The sequence below is a fragment of the Streptomyces sp. NPDC053750 genome, assembly GCF_044544295.1.
In the GTDB taxonomy this organism is placed as follows: Bacteria; Actinomycetota; Actinomycetes; order Streptomycetales; family Streptomycetaceae; genus Streptomyces.
This window is the reverse complement of the sequence record NZ_JBITXB010000001.1, coordinates 157,050-177,081: the sequence shown is the minus strand read 5'-3', so window position 1 is coordinate 177,081 and position 20,032 is coordinate 157,050. Positions and strand designations below refer to the sequence as shown.

General features: G+C 69.6%; 24 protein-coding genes. 12 read left to right on the top strand and 12 right to left on the bottom strand.

The annotated features are described in order from the left end of the window. The first annotated feature begins 164 nt into the window (after positions 1–164). Together ACIGO6_RS00775 and ACIGO6_RS00770 are read left to right on the top strand one after the other, a co-directional pair. Entirely contained in the window at positions 165–347 is a 183-nt protein-coding gene (locus ACIGO6_RS00775; protein ID WP_399869635.1) for a hypothetical protein, read from the top strand. A gap of 94 nt (positions 348–441) precedes the next feature. Then, positions 442–627, top strand: a complete 186-nt coding sequence (locus ACIGO6_RS00770; RefSeq protein ID WP_399869634.1) for a hypothetical protein — start codon at positions 442–444, stop codon at positions 625–627. A 53-nt stretch (positions 628–680) separates the two neighbouring features. Here ACIGO6_RS00770 and ACIGO6_RS00765 read toward each other — a convergent pair whose 3' ends face one another. The 7 genes from ACIGO6_RS00765 to ACIGO6_RS00735 all read right to left on the bottom strand — a co-directional run bounded on the left by ACIGO6_RS00765 (position 681) and on the right by ACIGO6_RS00735 (position 6,642). Next, positions 681–983 carry a hypothetical protein gene (locus ACIGO6_RS00765; RefSeq protein ID WP_399869632.1) on the bottom strand — a complete coding sequence of 101 codons (303 nt, stop codon included), beginning with the start codon at positions 981–983 and terminating at the stop codon, positions 681–683. A 30-nt stretch (positions 984–1,013) separates the two neighbouring features. Next, complete coding sequence (locus tag ACIGO6_RS00760) at positions 1,014–1,166, bottom strand: hypothetical protein (RefSeq protein WP_399869630.1); 153 nt, start codon at positions 1,164–1,166, stop codon at positions 1,014–1,016. Between the two features lie 480 nt (positions 1,167–1,646). After that, positions 1,647–2,249 (bottom strand): hypothetical protein, encoded by a 603-nt coding sequence (locus ACIGO6_RS00755; protein ID WP_399869628.1) that lies wholly within the window; start codon positions 2,247–2,249, stop codon positions 1,647–1,649. Between the two features lie 435 nt (positions 2,250–2,684). Further along, positions 2,685–3,182, bottom strand: coding sequence for a hypothetical protein (locus tag ACIGO6_RS00750; RefSeq protein WP_399869626.1), 498 nt, complete (start codon positions 3,180–3,182; stop codon positions 2,685–2,687). A gap of 553 nt (positions 3,183–3,735) precedes the next feature. Then, positions 3,736–4,086: a hypothetical protein gene (locus tag ACIGO6_RS00745; RefSeq protein ID WP_399869625.1), complete on the bottom strand. Its 351-nt coding sequence runs from the start codon at positions 4,084–4,086 to the stop codon at positions 3,736–3,738. Positions 4,087–4,344: 258 nt separating this feature from the next. Continuing rightward, complete coding sequence (locus ACIGO6_RS00740; RefSeq protein WP_399869623.1) at positions 4,345–5,391, bottom strand: peptidoglycan-binding protein; 1,047 nt, start codon at positions 5,389–5,391, stop codon at positions 4,345–4,347. A 429-nt stretch (positions 5,392–5,820) separates the two neighbouring features. Next, complete coding sequence (locus tag ACIGO6_RS00735; protein WP_399869621.1) at positions 5,821–6,642, bottom strand: SAM-dependent methyltransferase; 822 nt, start codon at positions 6,640–6,642, stop codon at positions 5,821–5,823. A gap of 98 nt (positions 6,643–6,740) precedes the next feature. On the opposite strand from ACIGO6_RS00735, the gene ACIGO6_RS00730 reads away from it, so the two are divergent. Next, positions 6,741–6,947, top strand: a complete 207-nt coding sequence (locus ACIGO6_RS00730) for an HAD hydrolase-like protein (RefSeq protein WP_399869619.1) — start codon at positions 6,741–6,743, stop codon at positions 6,945–6,947. 199 nt (positions 6,948–7,146) lie between these two features. Here the strand turns inward: ACIGO6_RS00730 and ACIGO6_RS00725 are convergent, their stop codons facing one another. Further along, positions 7,147–8,118: an SDR family NAD(P)-dependent oxidoreductase gene (locus ACIGO6_RS00725; protein ID WP_399869617.1), complete on the bottom strand. Its 972-nt coding sequence runs from the start codon at positions 8,116–8,118 to the stop codon at positions 7,147–7,149. Between the two features lie 55 nt (positions 8,119–8,173). Here ACIGO6_RS00725 and ACIGO6_RS00720 point away from each other — a divergent pair, with 55 nt between their 5' ends. From ACIGO6_RS00720 to ACIGO6_RS00710, 3 genes are all read left to right on the top strand, one after another. Beyond that, on the top strand, positions 8,174–8,596 hold the full coding sequence (locus ACIGO6_RS00720; protein WP_399869615.1) for a MerR family transcriptional regulator: 423 nt from the start codon (positions 8,174–8,176) through the stop codon (positions 8,594–8,596). A 7-nt stretch (positions 8,597–8,603) separates the two neighbouring features. Then, positions 8,604–8,777 (top strand): hypothetical protein, encoded by a 174-nt coding sequence (locus tag ACIGO6_RS00715; protein WP_399869614.1) that lies wholly within the window; start codon positions 8,604–8,606, stop codon positions 8,775–8,777. 98 nt (positions 8,778–8,875) lie between these two features. Then, the gene (locus ACIGO6_RS00710) at positions 8,876–9,580 is read left to right on the top strand and encodes a PH domain-containing protein (RefSeq protein ID WP_399869612.1); all 705 of its coding nucleotides are present in this window, start codon (positions 8,876–8,878) and stop codon (positions 9,578–9,580) included. Between the two features lie 132 nt (positions 9,581–9,712). Here the strand turns inward: ACIGO6_RS00710 and ACIGO6_RS00705 are convergent, their stop codons facing one another. Beyond that, positions 9,713–10,333 carry a hypothetical protein gene (locus ACIGO6_RS00705; RefSeq protein WP_399869611.1) on the bottom strand — a complete coding sequence of 207 codons (621 nt, stop codon included), beginning with the start codon at positions 10,331–10,333 and terminating at the stop codon, positions 9,713–9,715. Positions 10,334–10,551: 218 nt separating this feature from the next. On the opposite strand from ACIGO6_RS00705, the gene ACIGO6_RS00700 reads away from it, so the two are divergent. Both ACIGO6_RS00700 and ACIGO6_RS00695 read left to right on the top strand, forming a co-directional pair. After that, a complete protein-coding gene (locus tag ACIGO6_RS00700; protein WP_399869609.1) occupies positions 10,552–10,950 on the top strand; it encodes an ASCH domain-containing protein in 399 nt (132 codons plus the stop codon). A gap of 120 nt (positions 10,951–11,070) precedes the next feature. Beyond that, positions 11,071–11,649, top strand: coding sequence for a dihydrofolate reductase family protein (locus ACIGO6_RS00695; protein WP_399869607.1), 579 nt, complete (start codon positions 11,071–11,073; stop codon positions 11,647–11,649). Between the two features lie 2 nt (positions 11,650–11,651). On the opposite strand, the gene sigJ is transcribed toward ACIGO6_RS00695, so the two are convergent. After that, entirely contained in the window at positions 11,652–12,605 is a 954-nt protein-coding gene (gene sigJ / locus ACIGO6_RS00690) for an RNA polymerase sigma factor SigJ (RefSeq protein WP_399869605.1), read from the bottom strand. Between the two features lie 104 nt (positions 12,606–12,709). On the opposite strand from sigJ, the gene ACIGO6_RS00685 reads away from it, so the two are divergent. The 4 genes from ACIGO6_RS00685 to ACIGO6_RS00670 all read left to right on the top strand — a co-directional run bounded on the left by ACIGO6_RS00685 (position 12,710) and on the right by ACIGO6_RS00670 (position 18,032). Next, on the top strand, positions 12,710–13,087 hold the full coding sequence (locus ACIGO6_RS00685; RefSeq protein WP_399869603.1) for a hypothetical protein: 378 nt from the start codon (positions 12,710–12,712) through the stop codon (positions 13,085–13,087). A 133-nt stretch (positions 13,088–13,220) separates the two neighbouring features. Continuing rightward, positions 13,221–14,978, top strand: a complete 1,758-nt coding sequence (locus tag ACIGO6_RS00680; RefSeq protein ID WP_399869601.1) for a serine/threonine-protein kinase — start codon at positions 13,221–13,223, stop codon at positions 14,976–14,978. A gap of 187 nt (positions 14,979–15,165) precedes the next feature. Continuing rightward, a complete protein-coding gene (locus ACIGO6_RS00675; protein WP_399869600.1) occupies positions 15,166–17,604 on the top strand; it encodes a hypothetical protein in 2,439 nt (812 codons plus the stop codon). A 125-nt stretch (positions 17,605–17,729) separates the two neighbouring features. Continuing rightward, on the top strand, positions 17,730–18,032 hold the full coding sequence (locus ACIGO6_RS00670; protein WP_399869598.1) for a hypothetical protein: 303 nt from the start codon (positions 17,730–17,732) through the stop codon (positions 18,030–18,032). Positions 18,033–18,042: 10 nt separating this feature from the next. Here the strand turns inward: ACIGO6_RS00670 and ACIGO6_RS00665 are convergent, their stop codons facing one another. Both ACIGO6_RS00665 and ACIGO6_RS00660 read right to left on the bottom strand, forming a co-directional pair. Next, positions 18,043–18,402, bottom strand: coding sequence for a VOC family protein (locus ACIGO6_RS00665; protein WP_399869596.1), 360 nt, complete (start codon positions 18,400–18,402; stop codon positions 18,043–18,045). Positions 18,403–18,454: 52 nt separating this feature from the next. Then, a complete protein-coding gene (locus ACIGO6_RS00660; RefSeq protein WP_399869594.1) occupies positions 18,455–19,966 on the bottom strand; it encodes an MFS transporter in 1,512 nt (503 codons plus the stop codon). Positions 19,967–20,032 lie beyond the last annotated feature (66 nt).

Below are 20,032 nucleotides of genomic sequence, written 5' to 3'. Positions count from 1 at the left end.
ACCTGCACGACGCTCCGCGTAGTACTGGGGAGACCGAGGAGCAGATGATCGTGGGCGCCCAGCATGCCGACACAGCCATTCCCGCACCGTTGCCGTTGAAGACCATCGGCGACTTAAGAGCTGCTCTGCGGTCCAGGCACGGTTTCCCCGGTGACCGAGAGGCCTTGGAAGCCGATCTCCAGCACGCACTGGAAGCGTCGTCGGAGACGGATCTCAGGGCCGTCGCCGCCGTCATCGTCGATTACCGGGGCAGGATCCGCCTGCACCAGGACCCCGACCTCGACATCGCCGTGCAGGAGGGCATCGACCTGGCGGCACGCCTGAAGCAGGAGGCCCAGGACCAGTGAGTGGCGTCATCGCTGCTGTGCGGTGCGCGCGGCCCAGCGGGCTAAGGATCTTGGCGCGGCGCAGGCATTGGAGGCGTTACGGCAGGAGCTGGAAATGGTGCCCCGGCTCGGCGTGCTGCTCGGACCACCGCGCCAGGACGGCACGGAGGTGCGCAAGACGAGGATCGAGCCCGCAGACGATACGCCGGGCCTGGCAGTGGCGTACGTGTACACGCCCACGCCCCCGCCTCCGACGGTCGCCATCACTTCGGTGACCCCGGACGACGGCGTCGCCGAATAGCCCGTGGGCAAACAGGCCGGAGCAGCCTCGCCCGGGGTGGCGTCCAGCACCCATCAGCGCTGGTCGTCGACCTGGTCCTCGTTGCCCCCGTCGATGACGGTCAGGTCGGTGCGCGTCCCCGCGTACGGGTCGGGAGTGCCGGCGGGGACGCCCTGAACTGCCCGACCCTGCGCCGCGCCGTTGCCGTTGCCGTTGCCGTTGCCGTTGCCGTTGAAGAGGAAGTCGGCCCGGATACGCCAGTTGCGTCCCTCGGGGTAGATGAACCCCTGCGCGGCGAGCTGCTTGAGGCTGCGCGAGACGGAGGCCTGCGACATGCCCACCTGCTCGGCGAACTTCACCTGACTCTCGATGAGCACCAGGCCGTGGTCCTTGCGGTTCTGAAGGGCTCACATCTTGTGGAACAGCTTGTACGCGCTGACGCTGAGGTCGGCGTCGGCCAGGGCGTTGTGAGCCGCGTATCCCGTCGTGGTGAAGCCTCTTCCCCGGAACCAGAGACCGTGCGCGGCGGAGACCGAGGGGTGGACGGTGAAGTCGTTCACCTCACCCTGTCCGCCTGTTCACGGTCTCGATCCGGGTCACTCGCCGGGCCGCACGCGCAAAGTACCCCCAAGGGTGAATGAAAGGCGTGCAGCGCTGACTGACCTGTTCCCGCGTTGACGTCTACCGATTCGGCACTGAATGCCCCACTCGATCTATTCAGCTCTGGATGATGCAATTCCACACTGGAACGCACTTCTCGTGTTTCCGCAGGTCAGCAGGGTGTCCGCCATCGCCCGTCTTTATAGGTGAAGGGGCCCCGCCGTACCTCCGCACCTCCAAGGCAGTGGGCGAGCCCCGCGTCCGGCCGCCGGGTCGTCATGGGCCGCTCGCCGTCATCGAAGAGGCGTGGCCGATGGCCGGTCCGGGGCTGAGCGAGGCACACGTGACGGGCGACCGTCCGGCCCTCCCGCCGCCGTGGCGTGCTTTCGGTGGCTCAGGCCCTTGAGGTCCGTGGACGCTCAGGCCGGTTATGCCCAGTGCTACGAAACCGTGGTGATCTTCAGGGACAAATTCGGCGCCCAGGGGGCTTCAACGATCTGAGCGCGAACCAGTCTGCCCTTGTCTGTGATCACACAGATCGAGTTGCCTGCGATGATCCCGGCCTCCTCCACTGCATTCGAGTGCATGAGGACGCCTTCGAGTCCACCCCCGTTCGCGGCAGCCTCACAGGCTTCCTTGCTGAACGGTTGGCGCTTCGAGAGGACGCCGGCGCGGCTGTCTCGCGCCGTCCCGAATTCGACCGGGGAGCAGCCGTACCAGTTCAAATCCGCTGGTGCGGCTGCATCCTCGGCGTCGGGCTCGGTCCTGTCGACTCGGGCGACGAAGGGGTACGAGTCAAAGTCGATGTGGCTGGCGTAGTCGCATGTGCTGTCGCCGTTGAGGCGGAGAGGTAGCGGCTCCCCCGGGAAGGGCTCTGCGGGGTCGATGCTCGACTCGGGGCTCTCCGCATCGACTGAGGGTGACGACTCCGGAGACGATGGGGTGGGAGCGGTGGGCTTCGCGGCGTGAGTAGTGGCCGTGGCCGAGGGCGTTGCGTCTTCCTTCTTGTCGCCGTCGCCAGAAGCGGCGACAAGACCGATCACAGCCGCCAGCACAGCGCAACCGGCTCCGATCAAAGTTGCGCGGGCACTGATGCGGGCCGCTGTGATCGCTGGGTCGACAGGCGGTGCCGCAGGTGGGCGCTGGTCCGGCCTGGGTGGCTCCTCCCCAGGCGACGGCGACGTGTTGGTGTTGTTCGAGTTGTCGGCTGCCATAGGCTCCCCCGATCTACGCGGCGTGATGCACCACGAGATCTACCGCATGCGCCATGAGACCACCAACTTGCTATGGCTCACAGCCACTTGGCGCTCCCAGGCGACCCCTGGCGCCCCGGTTCAACCAGCCGGGTCTCGACTTCGTCGCCGGGAAGGAGAACGTGGCTTCCCTCGAAGGATGAGGAGCGCCGAGGCCGGACTCTCCCGCATGCATCCCACGAGGTCATGGAGGTGACCTCGTGGTCAGGGCACCGTTCCGAGAAGTCACACGCTGCTGTTCTCCTCGCGTCGGCGCCGGCGCCGTTCTCGTCGGCGCTCTGTTCTGCGGGCCCGGGCTCGCTCCCGCCGTTCTTCACGCAAACGACGCTCGCGCTCCTGACGCCTCGCTTCCCTGGCCAGGTCGGTGTTGCGCCGTGCGATCCACGGGACCAAGGCACCGACCGACACAAGGATGAACGCCACGATCCAGTGGCCGACAGTGGTCCCCATGGCCAGCGTGACCGCAGCCCCCGCGAGCGCTCCGGCCGAGTAGCCCAGAGCCGGGCGCCAGTCCCTGCGGTACCGTCCGGCGATCTTGACGAAGATTGCAAGCGGCCAAGGCGCGATCATGAAAGCCGCGAAGTACTTCCCGCCGCCGTCCGGAACACCGCAGCCCCCTTTTGGGTGGGCCTCGCACCCCAAGGTCACCATTCCCGCCAGGCCCCAGCCGAAGTACAGCACCAGCCCTGCCACGAAAGTGGCCCCCGCCCATGTGGCACGCATGTGCGGATCATAGGGAAGGTCACCAACTGCCGCGTGAAGTCCGAGCGATTCAGGTCTGGATGGCGCTATTCGGTGAAGGGGTCCTCCGTACCTCTGCACTTGGAGGCAGTGGGCAGGCCCCCATGTCCGGCCGCCGGGTCGTCGTCGGCCGCTCCCCGTCACCGGGCGAGGCGGCGCGCGATCTCGGGCCACGGCACCGTGAGCGGTGCGAAGTTGCCCCGGTACGCACAACTTGATGACACTGCCCGCTCCGCGCGGTTCATCAGTGATCCGGCCTCAACCGGCGCATCAGTACCCAGCCGCCGAGCAACAGCACCACGCCACCGCCGAGGCTGGAAGCCCCAATGATCGATGAGTTCTGCGGCGTATTCTCGTTGCGCCGTGTCATTTCTTCGTATCCGGCCGATGAGCGCTGCCCCCCGTGGTGACCAGCCCGACGATCAACGCGAACGCCCCGGCGAACCTGTCCCGCTAGCGGAGCGGCCCGGCTCAGGCGGTACGGGGCGGGCCGCGTGGCCCGCCCCGGGAATCAGGCCGAAGCCGTCCGGAGTCGTCAGGCGATGGCCAGGCGCGCCTCCGCCTTGTTCGTCCCGGCGAAGCTGTGCGAGAACTGCTCGCGTACGCCGGAGCTACAGGCCTCGGCGCGCCTGGTCTCGCCGTTGCCGCCCACGATGCGGACCACGGCGCACTTGCCGTCCATGCGGGTGTCCTCGACCCAGCCGGACACCGTGACCGTGCCGCCCGAGCAGCGCAGGGTCCAGCTGGCCTCCGCGCCGTCGATCTTGGGGGACGCGGACGACGGGCAGGTGGCCGCGCTCGCCGGAGCGGCGACACCGAGGGCGAGTCCGCCGGCGAGCAGGACTGCGGACAGGGCGGACGTGATGGTCTTGCGGACGACGGACATGGAGGTACCCCTTCGGAAGAGTCGGAAGAGTGTCGGTGGGAGTGGGACCGGGGCGCGGTCTTCCTTACTGGTCCCGGGTGCCGCCCCCGTCGATGAGGCGGGGGCGGCGAGGTCCGGGAGCGCCGGTCGCCACATCAGCATGGCCGGTGGAATCGGTCGGCGAACGCGATGTGCCAGGCTTTCCCATGTGCATCCATGCGCGCTCATGCACCGCACATCGCGGGGCTGTGACCTGCGGCCATGCGGTGCCTGGAGAGGTCATGCAGGGGGCACGGGCGAGCGGCGCTCGGGGCGTTGGTACTCCGGTGCGCTGACCGGTGGGCGCTGGTTGACGAGCAGGGCCAGCCAGGTCGCCCGGTCCGTCTTCCCGGTCACCCGGAGGCGGTGGGTGCGCTGGAAGTACTTCAGGTCCTCGGCGGTCGCCGCCGTGAACTCGCCCGAGACCGCCGTGGCTCCCAGGCCCACGTTGTTCAGGAGGTCCTGTACGGCCCGTACCGCCGGGCCCGTGGAACCGGGCTCGACCTGCTTCAACAGCTCCGGCCAGGTACGGTTCCCCACCTTGCCGTCGGCCGGGAGATGGTGCTTCTGCTGGAAGTCCATGACCGCTTCGTGGGTCGCCTCGCCGAACAGGCCGTCGGCCCGCAGGTCGTAGCCGTGCGCCTTCAGCAGGTTCTGCAAGGCGCGGCCCCACGAGTACTCGTCCACGGTCTCCTTCTTCATGTACAGCAGCGGCCACTTCTCCCGCTCCTTGTCCACGGCTCCGCCGCCCGCCGCGGCCCGTGCCTTGACCTCGGTGGCTGCCTGGCCGGTGGGGGTGGGCCGCTCGTCGACGTACAGCCCGGCAGCGAAGGACAGGGCGGCCGTGATCGCGAGCGCCAGGAAGGCACGGGCCCGGCGGAGCCGGGGGCCGCGGTCGGTCGGGGCGCTGGTGGTGCCGGTGGTGGCGCCGGAGGTGGCGGAGGCGCGGGGGGCGGCCGTGAGGTCCGGGTCGGCCGGGCGTTGCCGGCTGTTGTTCTCCTCCAGGGCGGCCCTGCTCAGCGACCTCGCCGGCTCCAGTTCCGTCGCCGGCGCCCGCAGGTGGGTGTGCAGGGCTTCCACGATCCTCAAGGGCGCGGTGGAGGTGTGTTTCGGGTTCAGGTAGCGCGAGAGTGTCGTCTGGTCGATGCCGAGGCGCGCGGCCAGCGCCTGCTGTGTGGGACGCCTGCCGTCGGTCGAGCCACCCGCCTCCTCCCACCAGCGCCGGAGCAGTCGCGCCAGCTGTTCCCCCGGTTGTTCCGGGTGCCGGCTCTCTCGCTCGTGCGTCATGGGTGCGCGTACCTCCCGGTCGTCGAACGAACAGGCGGGCATCCGCGTCGCGCTGCATGACGGCATAGCGGCATAGCGGCATAGCAGCAGGTCATGAGCCTGCATGACGGCAAGCATGGGTTGCCTTGGCCTGTGGAGACGCCGATCGTAGCGACGTTGGTCGGGCACGCCGGACCTCCCGCTCCCGGCACCGCCCACATCCCGTGGCGGTCGGCGAAACGTTCATGACCCCGCAGGAAAGCGGCGCTCACTTCGTCAACGGGTCGCCCCGGGACGGCTATGGAAGAGGTCTGCGTTCATCCGAAGGAGTGGCCGGGGGGCAGAGCGGTCCGGCACTGGGTGTTCACCCTTGAGGCAGGACGCCCAGCATGGTTCAGTTCTCAGCGGGGTCGTCGAGGCCGCCGCCCTCCGGAGCCACGCCCGCCCGCCTCACGGCTTGCGTCCCACCCCGCAGTAGGCGTCCACCGTCGTTTCCGCCCGCTCACCAGGCTCCGGGCGCCATGCCGTCACCTGGACCACACCCGGTTCGACCAGCTCCAGGCCCTCGAAGAAGCCGGCGATCTCCTCGACCTCGCGGACGTAGTACGGCGTCGCCCCGCTGGCGTTGTACGCCTTCGAGGCGGCGATCATGCCCTCGCTGGTGGCGGTGCTGTCGCTGATCACCAGGTGGCTGCCGGACGGGAGGCCGGCCATGAGGCGGCCCACCAGGTCACGGGCCTGGGCGTAGTCGGCGACGTGGCCGAGGGTGTTGAGGATGATCAGGGCGATCGGCCGGGAGAGGTCGAGGGTGCCGGCGGCGGCTTCGAGGACGGCCTCGGGGTCGTAGAGGTCGGCGTCCAGGTAGGTGGTCTTGCCCTCGGGGGCGCTGGTGAGCAAGGCGTTGGCGTGCGCCAGGACGATCGGGTCGTTGTCGACGTAGACGATCCGGGCGTCGGGAGCGGCGCGCTGGGCCACTTCGTGGGTGTTGTCGGCGGTGGGCAGGCCCGTGCCGATGTCCAGGAACTGGCGGATGCCCGCGTCCGCGACCAGGTGGCGGACGGCGCGGCCCAGGAAGAGGCGGCTGCTCAGCGCCACGTCCACGAGGCTGGGGAAGATCTCCTTGATCTGCTCCCCGATCTCCCGGTCGACCTCGTAGTTGTCCTTGCCGCCGACGAAGTAGTTCCAGAACCGGGCCGAGTGGGGCCTGCTGGTGTCGATCCGGGCGCGTATCTCCGCGCTCTCGGCGGTCTGGGACAGGGAGGAGTCTGACACGGCGGAAGCTCCTGACGCTTGGCCTGGACGATCAGGCACTCAATCTAGCGGCGCAGGCACCCGCGTTGCAGGGAGAACGCACCTGCCCGGCAACAGGGGTGTCCGTCCCTTACGTCGGCGACCGCTGCGACAACGACATCCGGCCGGCCCGCGAAGCGGGGATGCACACCGCGCTCGTGCGTCGAGTGCCTGGGGCCACCATCCAGTGGAACAACGCCGAGGCCAGGGAGCTGCCGACCTTCCGGATCCAGAGTCTCGCCGAACTCGTCGACGAGATCGCCCGGTGCAACGACTCAGCGCGCTGACCGTCGTCGACCAGTCGTACCGGCGGCCGTCCAGCTCGCGGACGCAGCGCTCGTTCCGATGCGGGGTGAGCACGCGACGGATCTCGCGAACCCGGCCCATGCCGGTCGTGCACCGTGAGGGCCAGTTGGTAGGGCCTGCCCGGCGTACGCGCAGGCTTCCCCGGGTTCAGCCCGAGCGCGGCATATGCAGAGCGCGGGTTCATCGACTGATCGGCGTGGCGCCGGTCGCGGCGAGAGACAGGGACCAGAGCCGGGCCGCCTCGTCGGGGTCGATGGCGTATGCGCGGACGCCGCCGTCATCCATGGGGGTGCCGGGAGCGGAGACGTGCGCGACGTCGCAGTCCTCCAGGTAGAGGCCCCCTCGGCCGTCGAGAAGCGGGGACGTGGCGGCCCACAGACCGGTGGCGGCCCCCTGGGAGGGGGTCTTGAAACCATCGCCGACGACATTGCCGTGCTCGTCCACCCAGCCGCGGTCGATCTGCGCCTGGAGGGTCATCTCCCGCTGGAGTCCGGTGATGATCTTGCCGGGGTGGAGGGCGAATGCCCGGACGCCGTCGCCCTTCCCTACGGCGTCGAGGTGCACGGCGAACAGGGCGTTGGCGGTCTTGGCCTGGCCGTAGGCCAGCCACTTGTCGTAGCCGGTACGGAAGTGCGGGTCGTGCCAGCGGATGCCGGTCAGAGTGTGTCCGGCCGAGCTGTTGACGACGACGCGTGCGCCGTCTGCGGCGGCCAGGAGCGGGTAGAGCTCGCAGGCGAGGGTGAAGTGCCCGAAGTGGTTGGCGGTGAGCTGGCCTTCCCAGCCGGGGCCGACGCGCCGCTCCGGGGTGGCCATGACTCCGGCGACAGCCATCAGCAGGTCGAGCCGGTCGACATGGTCGCTGATGTGCGCGGAGGCTGACCGGACGCTGTCGATGTCGGCCAGGTCCATGGGGATGACCTCGCAGTTCGTCACCTCCTTCAGAGCGGCAAGGGCAACGCCGGGGCGGCGGGCGGGAACGATGACCCGGATTCCGGCAGCCGTCAGGGCCCGGGTGGTTTCCAGACCGAGCCCGGAGTAACCCCCGGTCACCACGGCCGTCCTTCCGGAGAGGTCGAGACCGGCCACGATGTCCTCGGCCGTGGTGGAGGCGGAGAAGGGCGAGCCGAGCGGCTGCTGATCAGTAACGGTCATGCCACCGACGCTACGATCTAGAGCGAGATCTAGATCAAGTCCAGGAGTGAGCGGCATGACGACCGGCGAGGCGGCCGTACAGTCGCTGAGCATCGGCGAGGTGGCCGAGCGGACCGGACTGAGCGTGCACGCCCTGCGCTTCTACGAGCGCGAGGGCCTGCTCGTCGGGCCGGTCCGGCGCACGTCGGGCGGCCGACGGCGCTACACCTCCTTGGATGTCGAATGGCTGCTGATCTGCGTCAAGCTCCGCGAATCCGGCATGCCGCTCGCCGACCTCAAGCACTTCGCCGAACTGGTACGCCGTGGACCGGGCAACGAGGCGGAACGTCTGGGGCTGCTCGACGCCCATCGGCAGCGCGTGGACGCACAGATCCAGGCACTGGAGGAGTGCCGGTCCGTCATCGCCTGGAAGGTCGGCGTCTACGCCGAGCACCTCGCCCGCGGTGAAGCCGACGGGCTCTGGGACCCGACAGCCTGAGGCAAGCGTGGGGGCCGCGCCCTGCCCCTGGGGACCAGCCCCGCCGCATGACGGTCGCGCACTGGAGCTCGGCACGCCCGGTGAGACGCGGGAGCGGCTCAACGCTCTCGTTCTGGCCGGGAGGAAGACCGCCACCACAGGGCTGCTGGCCGAGTACGTCGAGGAGAACGGCGTGCAGTGACTGGGCGACGAGGTCGGTCTCCTGGTCGGGGGGAGACCCCGCGTGGGCCCGGCGATACCGTTGTGTTCCCGGACGCCAATCTCCGACGGGAGGAGCAGGTGGGGGCAGAGACCAATGGTCGGGTGATCCGCAAGTACCGGCTTCGAGTAGCACAGTTGGTGTTCATCACTTTCACCCTCGGGCTGCCGGGCATCCCTGTGGTGCGAGGGATCGTGGCGGACGAGATGCCCCTGACTTTCAGGGCGAGCATGCTCGTGCTGCTGGGCACGGTGTATCTCGGCATCGTCTGGTTCTACCGGGCGGCGACCATCGTGTACCGGGACCACCTCGCCGTACGCCAGCTGTTCCGGACCCGCAGGACGGCGTGGTCCGACGTGTTGAGCATCGAGAGTGAGAGCAGTTCGGCTTCGCACAGGACGATGCTGCTCGACCGAGAGGGCCGACTGTTCGCACTGCCAGGGGGCGTGGGGGCACAACCTCATGAGGTACGAGCCATCAAGGACAGATGGGCGCGGTCCCGTGGCGAGGGCTGGACTCCCCCGGCCGACGCCTTCGTGCTGGCGGCCCGGCAGCGTGCTTCAGCGCGCGAATCCGCGATGGTGTGGGCCGGTCTTCTGACCCTGGGATCGTTTCTTGTGCTGCTGGTGTCCGGGCTCGTCCTTGAGTTCGGGTCGGAATGGGACGGCGACGAGATCCCATGGTTGTTCCAGGCGATCGGCTTCGTACCGGTCGTGGTGTTCGTCGCCGTCTATCAGGTCGCTGTCCGCCTCCTCCGCCGCCGGCACACGGCGTACATGCCCTGAGTTCGCGTTTGCTGCGCGAGCGTACGTCGCGTACGCGGCATTCACCGCCGTATCGGCGCGCACGGCAGCTCCATCCGGCGCACGGACCGCAGGTCGTCAGCACCCGTCCGCCAGGCTCAGGGAGACGTCACGTCAGATCTTTCCCCCGTGATCCACGGTGCGGTGTCCCAGCTGCCGGCTGAACGTCGCGCAGAAGCGGGTGGAGAGCGACGGCCAGTTCCAGAAGTCGAAGGCGAGGGCGCCCAGCGTGAAGCCGGGGTCCCACTGCCACTCGGTGACCGGGACGGAGGCACCGCAGTGGGAGCAGGGGGCAATTCCCTCACCCGTCTCCTTCCAGGCGGCGATGCCGTCCTCGAACGGCTGCCAGACCTCCAGGTCGGGCTCGTACTCCTCCGGGTAGTTGATGATCACCGTCGTGCTCTGGCACCGAGGGCAGACGGCGTGTGCCGCCGTGTCGACTCCCTGACCGGCGACGTAGTAGTTACGACCGACGATGACCGCCACCGGGTCGGGCAGCCAGTCCGGTGGCGAGGCGTCGTCAACGGCTCGCAGCCAGTGGGGACCTGGCACATAGCCCTCGTCCACGGGGTGGCTGAACACCCCGTTGCCGGACAGCTCACGCGTGATCAGGCCCTCGGCGACCATCCAGTCGACGATCCGCTCCGCGAGTGGCCCGGCCTCCTCGACGGTCACCTCCACGTCGACGATCCGCTCGAAGTAGTCGCCCATCGTCTCCCCCGCCCTGCCGATCAAATGCGAACACTGTGCCATCCCCCTCCGACACCGCTGTCGGCATCGTCCTCGAGGAACGCGCACCGCGTGGCCGAGGCCCCAGGACGCAACACGCTCGGCGACGCGATCACGCAGTGCTGACCGGATCGTAGGATCGGCGGGCGCCAAGGTGGCGGATGTCTGCGATCCGTGCCGGGACGACCGGCGCGGGGGCGGATACCGGAAGGGGAGGCGGAATCATGTGGCCACGGATGAACGGCATGCGGGCACTGGAGCTCGGCACGCCGGGTGAGATGCGGGAGCGGCTCAACGGTCTCGTCCTCGCCGGGAGGAAGACCGCCACCACGGGGCTGCTGGCCGAGTACGTCGAGGAGACGGAGGGCCTGGAGTTCGAGGGCGAGCGCCTGGCGCTGCTCGGGAACGACGGGGATCACGTCGCCACGATCGAGATCACCGGCGTCGAGCTGGCTTCCTTCGGCGGTGTCACGTGGGAACACGCCGCCGCGGAAGGCGAGGGCGACCGCTCGCTGGACGAGTGGCGCAACGGACACAGGCGTTTCTGGGAAGACATCGACACCCCGGTGGACGAGGACACGCCGCTGGTGTGCCTGCGTTTCCGGGTCGTCACGCCTTCCTAGCCACTCAGGGTCCCCCCCTGGCCCCCACCCGGCTCTCGAAGTCCGACGGCGATGAGTTTCGCCGTGGTCCCCGGTCCGTATTCATGTACCAGGGCCACCTGACAACTTACGGAGAGCGCCATGACCGCCACCTACACCTTCGACGTCTTCTCCAGCCTCGACGGTTTCGGTGCCGCCGGTGGCGACTGGACCGGCTACTGGGGCAAGCAGGGCCCCGAGCTCCTCGGCCACCGTCTCGCCCTGTACGGCGAGGAGCAGCGGATGGTGTTCGGGGCCAACACCTATCGGGTGTTCGCGGAGATGCTGGCCGCGAGCACCGAGGAGTCCGACGTGCGTGATCCATGGGTCACGCGGATGAGGCACCTGCCGGCGACGGTGGTTTCGACCACGCTGAAGGAACCGCTCGACTGGCCGGACGCGACCGTCGTGAGCGGGGACGCGGTCGACGTCGTCGCCCGGCTCAAGAAGGAGTCCGAGGTGCCGTTGCGTTCGCACGGCAGCCTGTCGATGAACCGGGCGCTGATGGCCGCCGGCCTGGTCGACCGCGTCCAGGTCACGCTCTTCCCCGTGATCACCGGCCGGACCGGAATGGACCCGATCTTCCAGGGCGCGGCCGACTTCGACCTCGAGCTGCTCGAGAGCCGGACGCTCGACGGCGACATCCAGGAGCTCGTCTACCGGCCCACCCTGCATGCCTGACGTCAGCCGAGGGTGACGTCGGCCGGCTCGTGGCCCTCCCGCGCCCACGGCCGGAGCTTCTCCGGGTTGCGGACCGCCCAGATCCGGGTGACGCGTCCGTCGGAGACGTCGAACGAGGCCACCGTCATGACGACGCCGTCCCGCTGGGCCACCAGCCCCGGCACGCCGTTGACCGACCGCTCCAGGAGCTCGAGCCCCGGGGCCCGGTCGGCGATGGCGACCATGTACTGGGCGATGCGCGCGCCGCCCTCGACCGGGCGCAGGACGGTTCCGACCATGCCGCCGCCGTCGGCGGTCATCACGGCGGTCGGGTCGAGGAGGCCGACGAGGGTCGCGATGTCCTTGGCCTCCCATGCCTCCTTGACGTGCCTCACCACGTCGGCCGCCCGGCCGGTCGCCGCCCCCGTCTCCGTGGCGTGCTCGACGCTCACCCGACGTCGGGCGGAGGCCGCCAGCTGCTTGCACGCCGCGGGGCTCCGGCCGAGGACGCCGGCGATCTCGGCGAAGGGGTACCGGAAGACGTCGTGCAGGACGAACGCCACCCGCTCGGCGGGCGTCATCGACTCCAGTACGACGAGGAAGGCCATGGAGACCGACTCGTCCAGGACGATCTGGTCGGCGGGGTCCGCGGGGCCGCCGGGGTCGGCGCCGCCCGCGTGGTCCCACTCGGTGCGGTCGGGCAGCGGCTCCGGCAGCCACGCGCCGACGTAGCGTTCGCGGCGGGCCCGCGCCGAGCCGAGCAGGTCCAGGCAGATGCGGCCGGTCACCGTCGTCAGCCAGGCGCCCGGGGAGCGGATCTCCTCCTGCCGGCTACGCGACATCCCGTACCAGCGGGCGTACGCGTCCTGTACGGCGTCCTCGGCCTCGGTCACCGAGCCGAGCAACCGGTAGGCGACATTGATCAGTTGGCGGCGCTCACCGGTTGTCTCGCCTGCGCCTGCTCCGACAGTCCCCATGGTTCCGGCCGCCCCCTCGCCTTACCTTTCGCAGGCCCGTGTCGTCGGACCGGTGAGACCTTACCGATCCACTGCCCGCGGGCAGACAAAAGGGGGACTGTGACATGACCACCACCCAGGTGACGACGGCGGCGAACTCCCGGCGCACCTCCTCGTTCCTGCAGATCGCGATCGCCCTGCAGACCCTGACCATCTTCCTTCAGGCGGTCTCCGCCGGACTGCTGCTGACCTCGTCCTACGGAGAGGTGCTGCACAGTGTCGGAGCCCGTGTGATGTACGGGGCGTCGATGCTGTACCTGCTCGCGGCGGTGCTGGCGTGGAAGCCCGGCGGCGGCTCGTCCCGGCCCGTCTGGCACGCGTCGGGTTTCCTCGTACTGGCCTCGGCCCAGGTCGTGCTCGGCATCGCGCACGTCCCGTCGGTCCATCTTCCCCTGGGTGTCCTGATGTTCGGCCTGAGCGTGCTGGCGCTGGCCCGGCGTTAGGTTTCGTTTCGACCGCTGTGCCGACCCTCACGCTTCGGAATGTCGCAATGTCGCGACAGCGGGCACAGGCCCACTCGTCTCAGGGGATTGCCCGCACCACAATTGGCGCCTGACTTCCACGAGCAGGGAGGGCATGGCAGTGCGCGGTGAGCTTCTGGGGGGCCGGTACCGGTTGGTGCGGCAGCTCGGCGAGGGCGGTATGGGCCAGGTGTGGGAGGCACAGGACGAGTCGCTCGGCCGACCGGTCGCGGTCAAGGTGATTTCACTGCTCGCCGGGGGCGGCAGTCACGGTACCGAGGCACGCGCCAGGTTTCTTCGCGAGGCACGGATCACCGCCCGCCTACAGCATCCCAACATCGTGACCATCCACGACGTCGGCGAGACGAGCACGGAAGAGGGCAAGGTCCCGTTTCTGGTGATGGAACTGGTCCGGGGCGAGGGCCTGGACGTGAAGCTGCGCAAGGGCGTCGTCACTTCGCGGGACGCGGCTCGATGGTGTGCGCAGGTAGGTGACGCGTTGGAAGAGGCCCACGGCGCCGGCATCATGCACCGGGACATCAAGCCGTCCAACATCCTCGTCTCGCCGTCCGGCATCGTGAAGGTCCTCGACTTCGGTATCGCACGGGCAGCCGACCCCTACGCGACGGCGGACCGCCTGACCCAGACCGGCTTCATCGTGGGCACACCCCCGTACATGGCCCCTGAGCAGGCACGAGGCTTTCCGGAACCGCGCAGTGACTTGTACGCGCTCGGCTGCCTGCTCTTCGAACTGCTCACGAGCCGGCTTCCGTTCGAGGCTCCCGACACGGTCGGCTACCTCTCGGCACATCTCACCCAGGAACCCCCCGCCCCCAGTTCGGTGTCCCCGGGCATCCCGTCCGCCTGGGACGACCTGGTGCTGACCCTGCTGCGCAAGGAACCCGGCCGGCGGCACGGCAGCGCTGCCGTCGTCGCCCGAGCCCTGCGCCGACTCGATCACGCACCGGGGAACACGCCGCCTCCGACGATGCCCGGCCCGACGCCGGACCGACCGACGGACCGACCGACGGATCTGCCGTCCGAGGCGAGCAGAGCCGCGGGTGCCACGATCACGCTGGCGCTCCTCTGCATTCCGGGGTTCGTGTCACTGATCGCCAAGACCGTCGGCTACCTCCTGGATCCCTCCGCGCCGAAGGGGGTGATCGCGGTGAACATGGTGGTGGCCATCGCCGAGGCGGTCGCGCTCTGCACGGGCATACTGCTGCTGTTCAGGCGGAAGACGGCTGGACGCCGTCTGATCACGGCGACCGGCAGTGTGGCAGCTCTGCACTGTCTGAGTACCAGTGTGCAGTTCCAGGTCGTGGGTGGGCCCGCAGACGGCGCGGTGATCGCCTACGTCATGGCTCCTCTGACGGCCGCGGCGGCGATCGGCGCCGCGGTCATGGCCGTACGTCCATCGACCGCCCGCTGGTGCCGGTCGACGGCGGGAACGGGCTCGGGCACGGGACTGCTGCTCCCTCCCCTGCGGCCCTCCGCCCGTACGGCACTCGCCGTGGCGGCGGTCGTATGCCTTGCCGCGGTTCCGGTGATCCCCGTCGCGCTCGGCCAGGCTGTCGGTGCCGGTGCGATGCCGAGCGACTCACGGACCGTGAAGATGACGCTGTTCGGCGTCCAGACGACCGTGTTCGTCCTCGGTCTTCTGCTGCTCCTCGCACGAAATGCGGTCGGCCGATGGCTGATCGCCACCGGCGGCCTCGGCCTGCTTCTGGTGGCGGTGGACACCCTGCACTTCTCCGAAAGCATCGGCACCGCCCTACGCGGGGTCCTCCCCCTGGTCATCGTCGCCGCCGCCCTCTCTGCGGCTTTGGCCGTGCTTCCGTCCCTCGACGCAGGACGTCAACAGCCGCGCTAGGCAGGGCGAGCGCCCCTTGGCGCCGGACAGCAGTGCGCGAGGGGTCGCGCGCGTTGCCGTCGGGGTCTGCACGTCCGCCCCGACGCGTTCCACAGTGTCCGCCCAGAGTTTCCCTGCCACACCTCTTCCATTGAGCATGCCTCGTTACCTTCGCCTCGCCCGGTCCGGCAGCAGGAGAGGTATGTCCATGAGCACCCCTGTCCACCGCACCTCCGAACGGCCTTCCGTAGCCGCCCTGACAGCGGCCCGGCAGCGTCGGGGGGAAGGCCGGGCCGGGAGTTCGTCCGGGTCGTCCGGGACCTCGGCGGAGCGGGCCCTCCTCGGACTCCAGTCCAGCGCCGGCAACCAGGCGGCGACCGCAACGGTGCAGCGCGCCAGGGGCAGGACCCTGGAGCGGACCCCGGGAACCGACACCACCCGGCCCGGCTCGGCCCCCGGCGTCCGACGCGCCCCGGCCGGCCGCGCCCGACGCGGCTCCGAATCCGGCACCCCGGGCACGGCGGTCGGCCCCGACCTGCAGGAACAGGTCGACACCGCCATGGAAGAAGCACGCCGCGCCGCCGCCGCACGTGCCGCCGCCGAAGAAGCGGAACGCCGTGCCAATCTCGCGGCCCGCTTCACCCCCTCGGGCCGCACCCGACGCGGATCGGAAACCGACACCCGGCCCGACCCGGCCGGCCTCACACGACGCGGGTCGGAGTCCGGCACCCACACCATGGCAGTCGACCCCGAGTTCCAGGAACAGGTCGACACCGCCATAGAGGAGGCACACCGAGCCGCCGAGGAAGCACGCCGCGCCGCCGAGGAAGCGGAACGCCGCGCCGCCCTCGCGGCCCGCTTCACCCCCTCGGGCCGCACCCGACGCGGATCGGAAACCGACACCCGGCCCCACCCCGCGACCCTCACCCGACGCGACTCCGCGTCCGGCACCCAGGGCATGGAAGTCGACCCCGAATTCCAGGAACAGGTCGACACCGCCAGAGAAGAAGCACGCCGCGCCGCCGAAGAAGCACGCCGCGCCGCCGAAGAAGCGGAACGCCGCGCCGCCCTCGCGGCCCGCTTCACCCCCTCGGGCCGCACCCGACGCGGATCGGAAGCCGACACCCGGCCCGACCCGGTCAACCGCACCCGACGCGGCTCCGAATCCGGCCTCCCGGACACCGAATTCGACCCCCGCATCCTGAACCGACCCGAAACCACCACGCCCGCCGAAACAGAGCAGAAGGCGGAGGCCAGCGAGAAGAGCGACCGCTTCCAGGCGGCCGCCCAAGCGGCTGAACCGGCGAGCAAACTCCTCGCATCCCCGGACGCCTTGGGAAAGGGCGCCCTGGCCCCCACCTCCGGCGGCGGTGGCCAGGCGGCCACCGAGGCAACGCAGGCCAGCGCCCAGAACCCCGACGCCGCCGCCGCGGCCGCTGAGGCGTCGAAGGCCGACGCCCTTAAGCACGACGCCGCCGCCGCGGGAGTCTCCGGCGCATCGCTGAGCACCCTCACCGAGCTCCTCGCCCTGACGGCCAGCCTCCAGGAGTCGGTCAAGAACCTGAAGACATCCCTGAAGAAGAAGACCGGAGCCGGGTACCACAACGCGAGGAAGAAGTTCAAATCCAAGGCGACCGACTCGGCCGTCAGTGTCGCCAGTACCGGTGCCAACACCGGCGCCATCGCCAAGGACGCGGTCAAGTTCCAGGGAACGGCGAACACCTTGGCCGCCGCCGAGGCGAGCGGTGTCCTCAGCGCCGTCGCCGGTCTGGCGAAGAGCATCCGTTCCCTGGGCAAGGTCGTGAGAGCGTCCAGCAAGTACCGGAAGCTGAAGAAGCTCGGGGACGCCGGCGTCAAGCACGCCAACCTGCTGAACACACTGCAGGCCGAGATGGACCGGACGGCGGGCCCGGCCACCGCCGTGTACGACGACATAGTGGCACTGCAGCGAGAGGCCGACTCGGGCCGGACACGGGACGGTTGGCAGGAAGCCCTTGATCAGGCCCTGGCTGACTACCAGAGGGAGGCGGGACGCCACCTCGAGGCCAAACGCGCCTACGTCGACGCCCTGCGGGACGTCAACACCCTGGTCGAGATGAAGAAGTACGCGAAGGACAAGCAGGTCTCCAAGATCGGCAAGGAGACGGTGAGCGGCATGGGCGAGGGTGCCAAGGGCGCGGCCGGCATCGTGACCGTGGCCGCGCTCGCCACCCTGGGCAGCAATCCGGCCGGTTGGATCATCGCCGCGGTAGGGGCGGGCATCGTCCTCACGGTCGCCGGCTACAAGGGATTCCGAGCGGCCCGCAAGCGTTTCCAGGAGGAGCACCACCCCGAGCGTTATACGCCGGAAGGCGAGGAAATGCCGGTGGCCAAGCCCACCTGGGAATCGCTGAAACACGCCATGAAGGTCTGGAAGAAGGTGTCGAAGCACAAGCGCCGACTCGCGGCGCACAAGATCTACAACATGGTCTCGAGCCCCGACACACCGGCCGAACTGCGCCTGTCCGCCCTGGAACTGCTGGTCGCGATCAACGCCACCCCCGAGAAGCACAACATGAAACGGCCGGAGTGGGAGGCGAGCCTCATGAACCCGGCGGACAAGGCCCATTGGATCAAGGAGATCACGGACCAGCTGGCCTCCGCGTGACAAGCGGGGCGGGGCGGGACCAGGGCCTTCTTGAAAGGGGGTCGTGACCGGCCACCCCCGGCGGGTGTGCCGGGACCGGCGCGGATTAGCCTCGGTTCCAGAATTCGGTGTGGCAGGAGGCAGGCATGGCGAAGGTTCCCAGTGCGGTGGTCGCAGCCGGTGGTCTCGTCGGTGGGTACGGCGTGGCCCGCTGGACGAAGAAGCGGCAGCTCGGCGGGGTCGTGCTCGCCGCCGCCGGGGCCGCCGCCGCGCAGCAGTGGCGGGCGCGGGCCGGCTCGAAGGCCGCCGGGGCGCTGACCGCCGCCTACGTCGCGGGCTTCGCCGGGTCCCACCCGCTGGCCAAGAAGGTGGGCGCCTGGCCCGCCGTGTTCGGGGTCGCCGGTGCCGTGGCGCTGGCCTCGTGGGCGGTCGCCGACCGGCGGGGCTGACCTTCCAGAACTACGGCAGGTGCGTCAGTACGTTGACCACCCGCCCGTTCGGGTCCCGTACGAAGAAGCGCCGTACGCCCCACTCCTCGTCGCGCAGCTCCCGTACGATCTCCGCTCCCGACTCGACCACCTGGGCGTAGACCGCGTCGACGTCCTCGACCTCCACGCTCAGGTCGGGGACGACGGGCGCGGTGCGTTCCTCGGTGAAGAGGCTGATCTGGGCGGTGGGGTTGGCCGGGGAGGCCAGGGTCGTCATCCAGCCCATGTCCATGACCTCCTCGAAGCCCAGCAGGCCGTAGAAGTCGCGGCTCGTGTTCCAGCGCTCCTCGGCCTCGACCTGGATGTTGGGGACGATCCGGCGGATGCTCATCGGGCGGCTCCTGGCTCCTCGTGGTCTCGCGGCGTACGCATGCGGGGTGACGCTACTGGGTCGGCACCCCGGAGTCCGGGGTTTCCCGGGTGCCCGCCCGCACCGTCGACAGCGGCTCCGCGATGTCCTCCAGCGACCGGCGTTCCGCCTTCACCGCCAGGAACGCCGCCACCAGACCGGCCGCGCACATCAGCCCGGCGCCGATCTGGAAGGCCAGGACGGTGTCGCCGACCACGCCGGACTCGGTCAGGTCGGCGAAGAGCAGCGGGCCACTGATGCCGCCGGCGGCGGTGCCGAGGGCGTAGAAGAAGGCGATGGCCATGGCGCGGGTCTCCATGGGGAAGATCTCGGAGACGGTCAGGTACGCGCTGGAGGCGCCCGCCGACGCGAAGAAGAGGACCACGCACCAGCAGGCCGTCATCGTCGAGGCCGTGAGCGAGCCCCGGTCGAAGAGGTACGCCGTGCCGAAGAGCAGGATGCCCGACAGCAGGTACGTGCTCGAGATCATGATGCGGCGGCCGACCGTGTCGAAGAGCTTGCCGAGCAGCAGCGGGCCCAGGAAGTTGCCCGCGGCGATGACGGCGAAGTAGTAGCCGGTGCTGCCGGTCGGCACGTCGAAGAAGGTGATGAGGATGGTGCCGAAGCCGAAGGTGATGGCGTTGTAGAGGAAGGCCTGGCCGATGAAGAGGGAGAGGCCGAGGACCGCGCGGCGCGGGTAGCGGCGGAAGACGGTCCGGGCGATCAGGCCGAAGCCGATGCTCTTGCGCTGGTGGATGGTGATCTCACCGGCCGGCGGCGGCAGCGGCTGCCCCTTCTCCGCCTCGATCTCCCGTTCGACGGACGAGACGAGGGTGTCGGCCTTCTCGCCGTGGCCGTGGATGAACTGCCAGCGCGGGCTCTCCGGGACGTGCCGGCGCACGAGCAGGATGACCAGGCCCAGGACCACACCGAGGGCGAAGCTGAGCCGCCAGCCGAGGTCCTTGGGGAAGATGTCGGTGTCCAGCATCACGATGGACAGCAGCGCGCCGCCGATCGCGCCGAGCCAGTAGCTGCCGTTGATGATGAGGTCGACCCGGCCGCGGTACCGGGAGGGGATCAGCTCGTCGATCGCCGAGTTGATCGCCGCGTACTCGCCGCCGATGCCGAATCCGGTGAGGAAGCGGAAGAGGAAGAACCACCAGGTCTCGAAGGACAGGGCGGTCAGCGCGGTCGCCGCCAGATAGACGACCAGCGTCACCATGAACAGCTTCTTGCGGCCGTAGCGGTCGGTCAGCCAGCCGAAGAACAGGGCCCCGGAGCACGCGCCCGCCACATACAGGGCGGCGGCCAGGCCGGTGATCTGGGCGGAGCTGATGTCCAGGCCGCTGCCGTCCTCGGCGATGCGTCCGGCGACGTTGCCGACGATCGTGACCTCCAGGCCGTCCAGGATCCAGACGGTGCCGAGGCCGATCACGATCATCCAGTGCCATCGGGACCAGGGCAGCCGGTCCAGGCGGGCCGGGACCGCGGTGGTGACGGTCCCGGTGGAGGCGGGCGTCGAGGACGACGACGAGTCTGCTGTCATGGCTCCCTCTCCGTCGAGCGAACGCCTCTCGTGTGCCCTGGACCGGCGGCGACACGCCCGACGCAC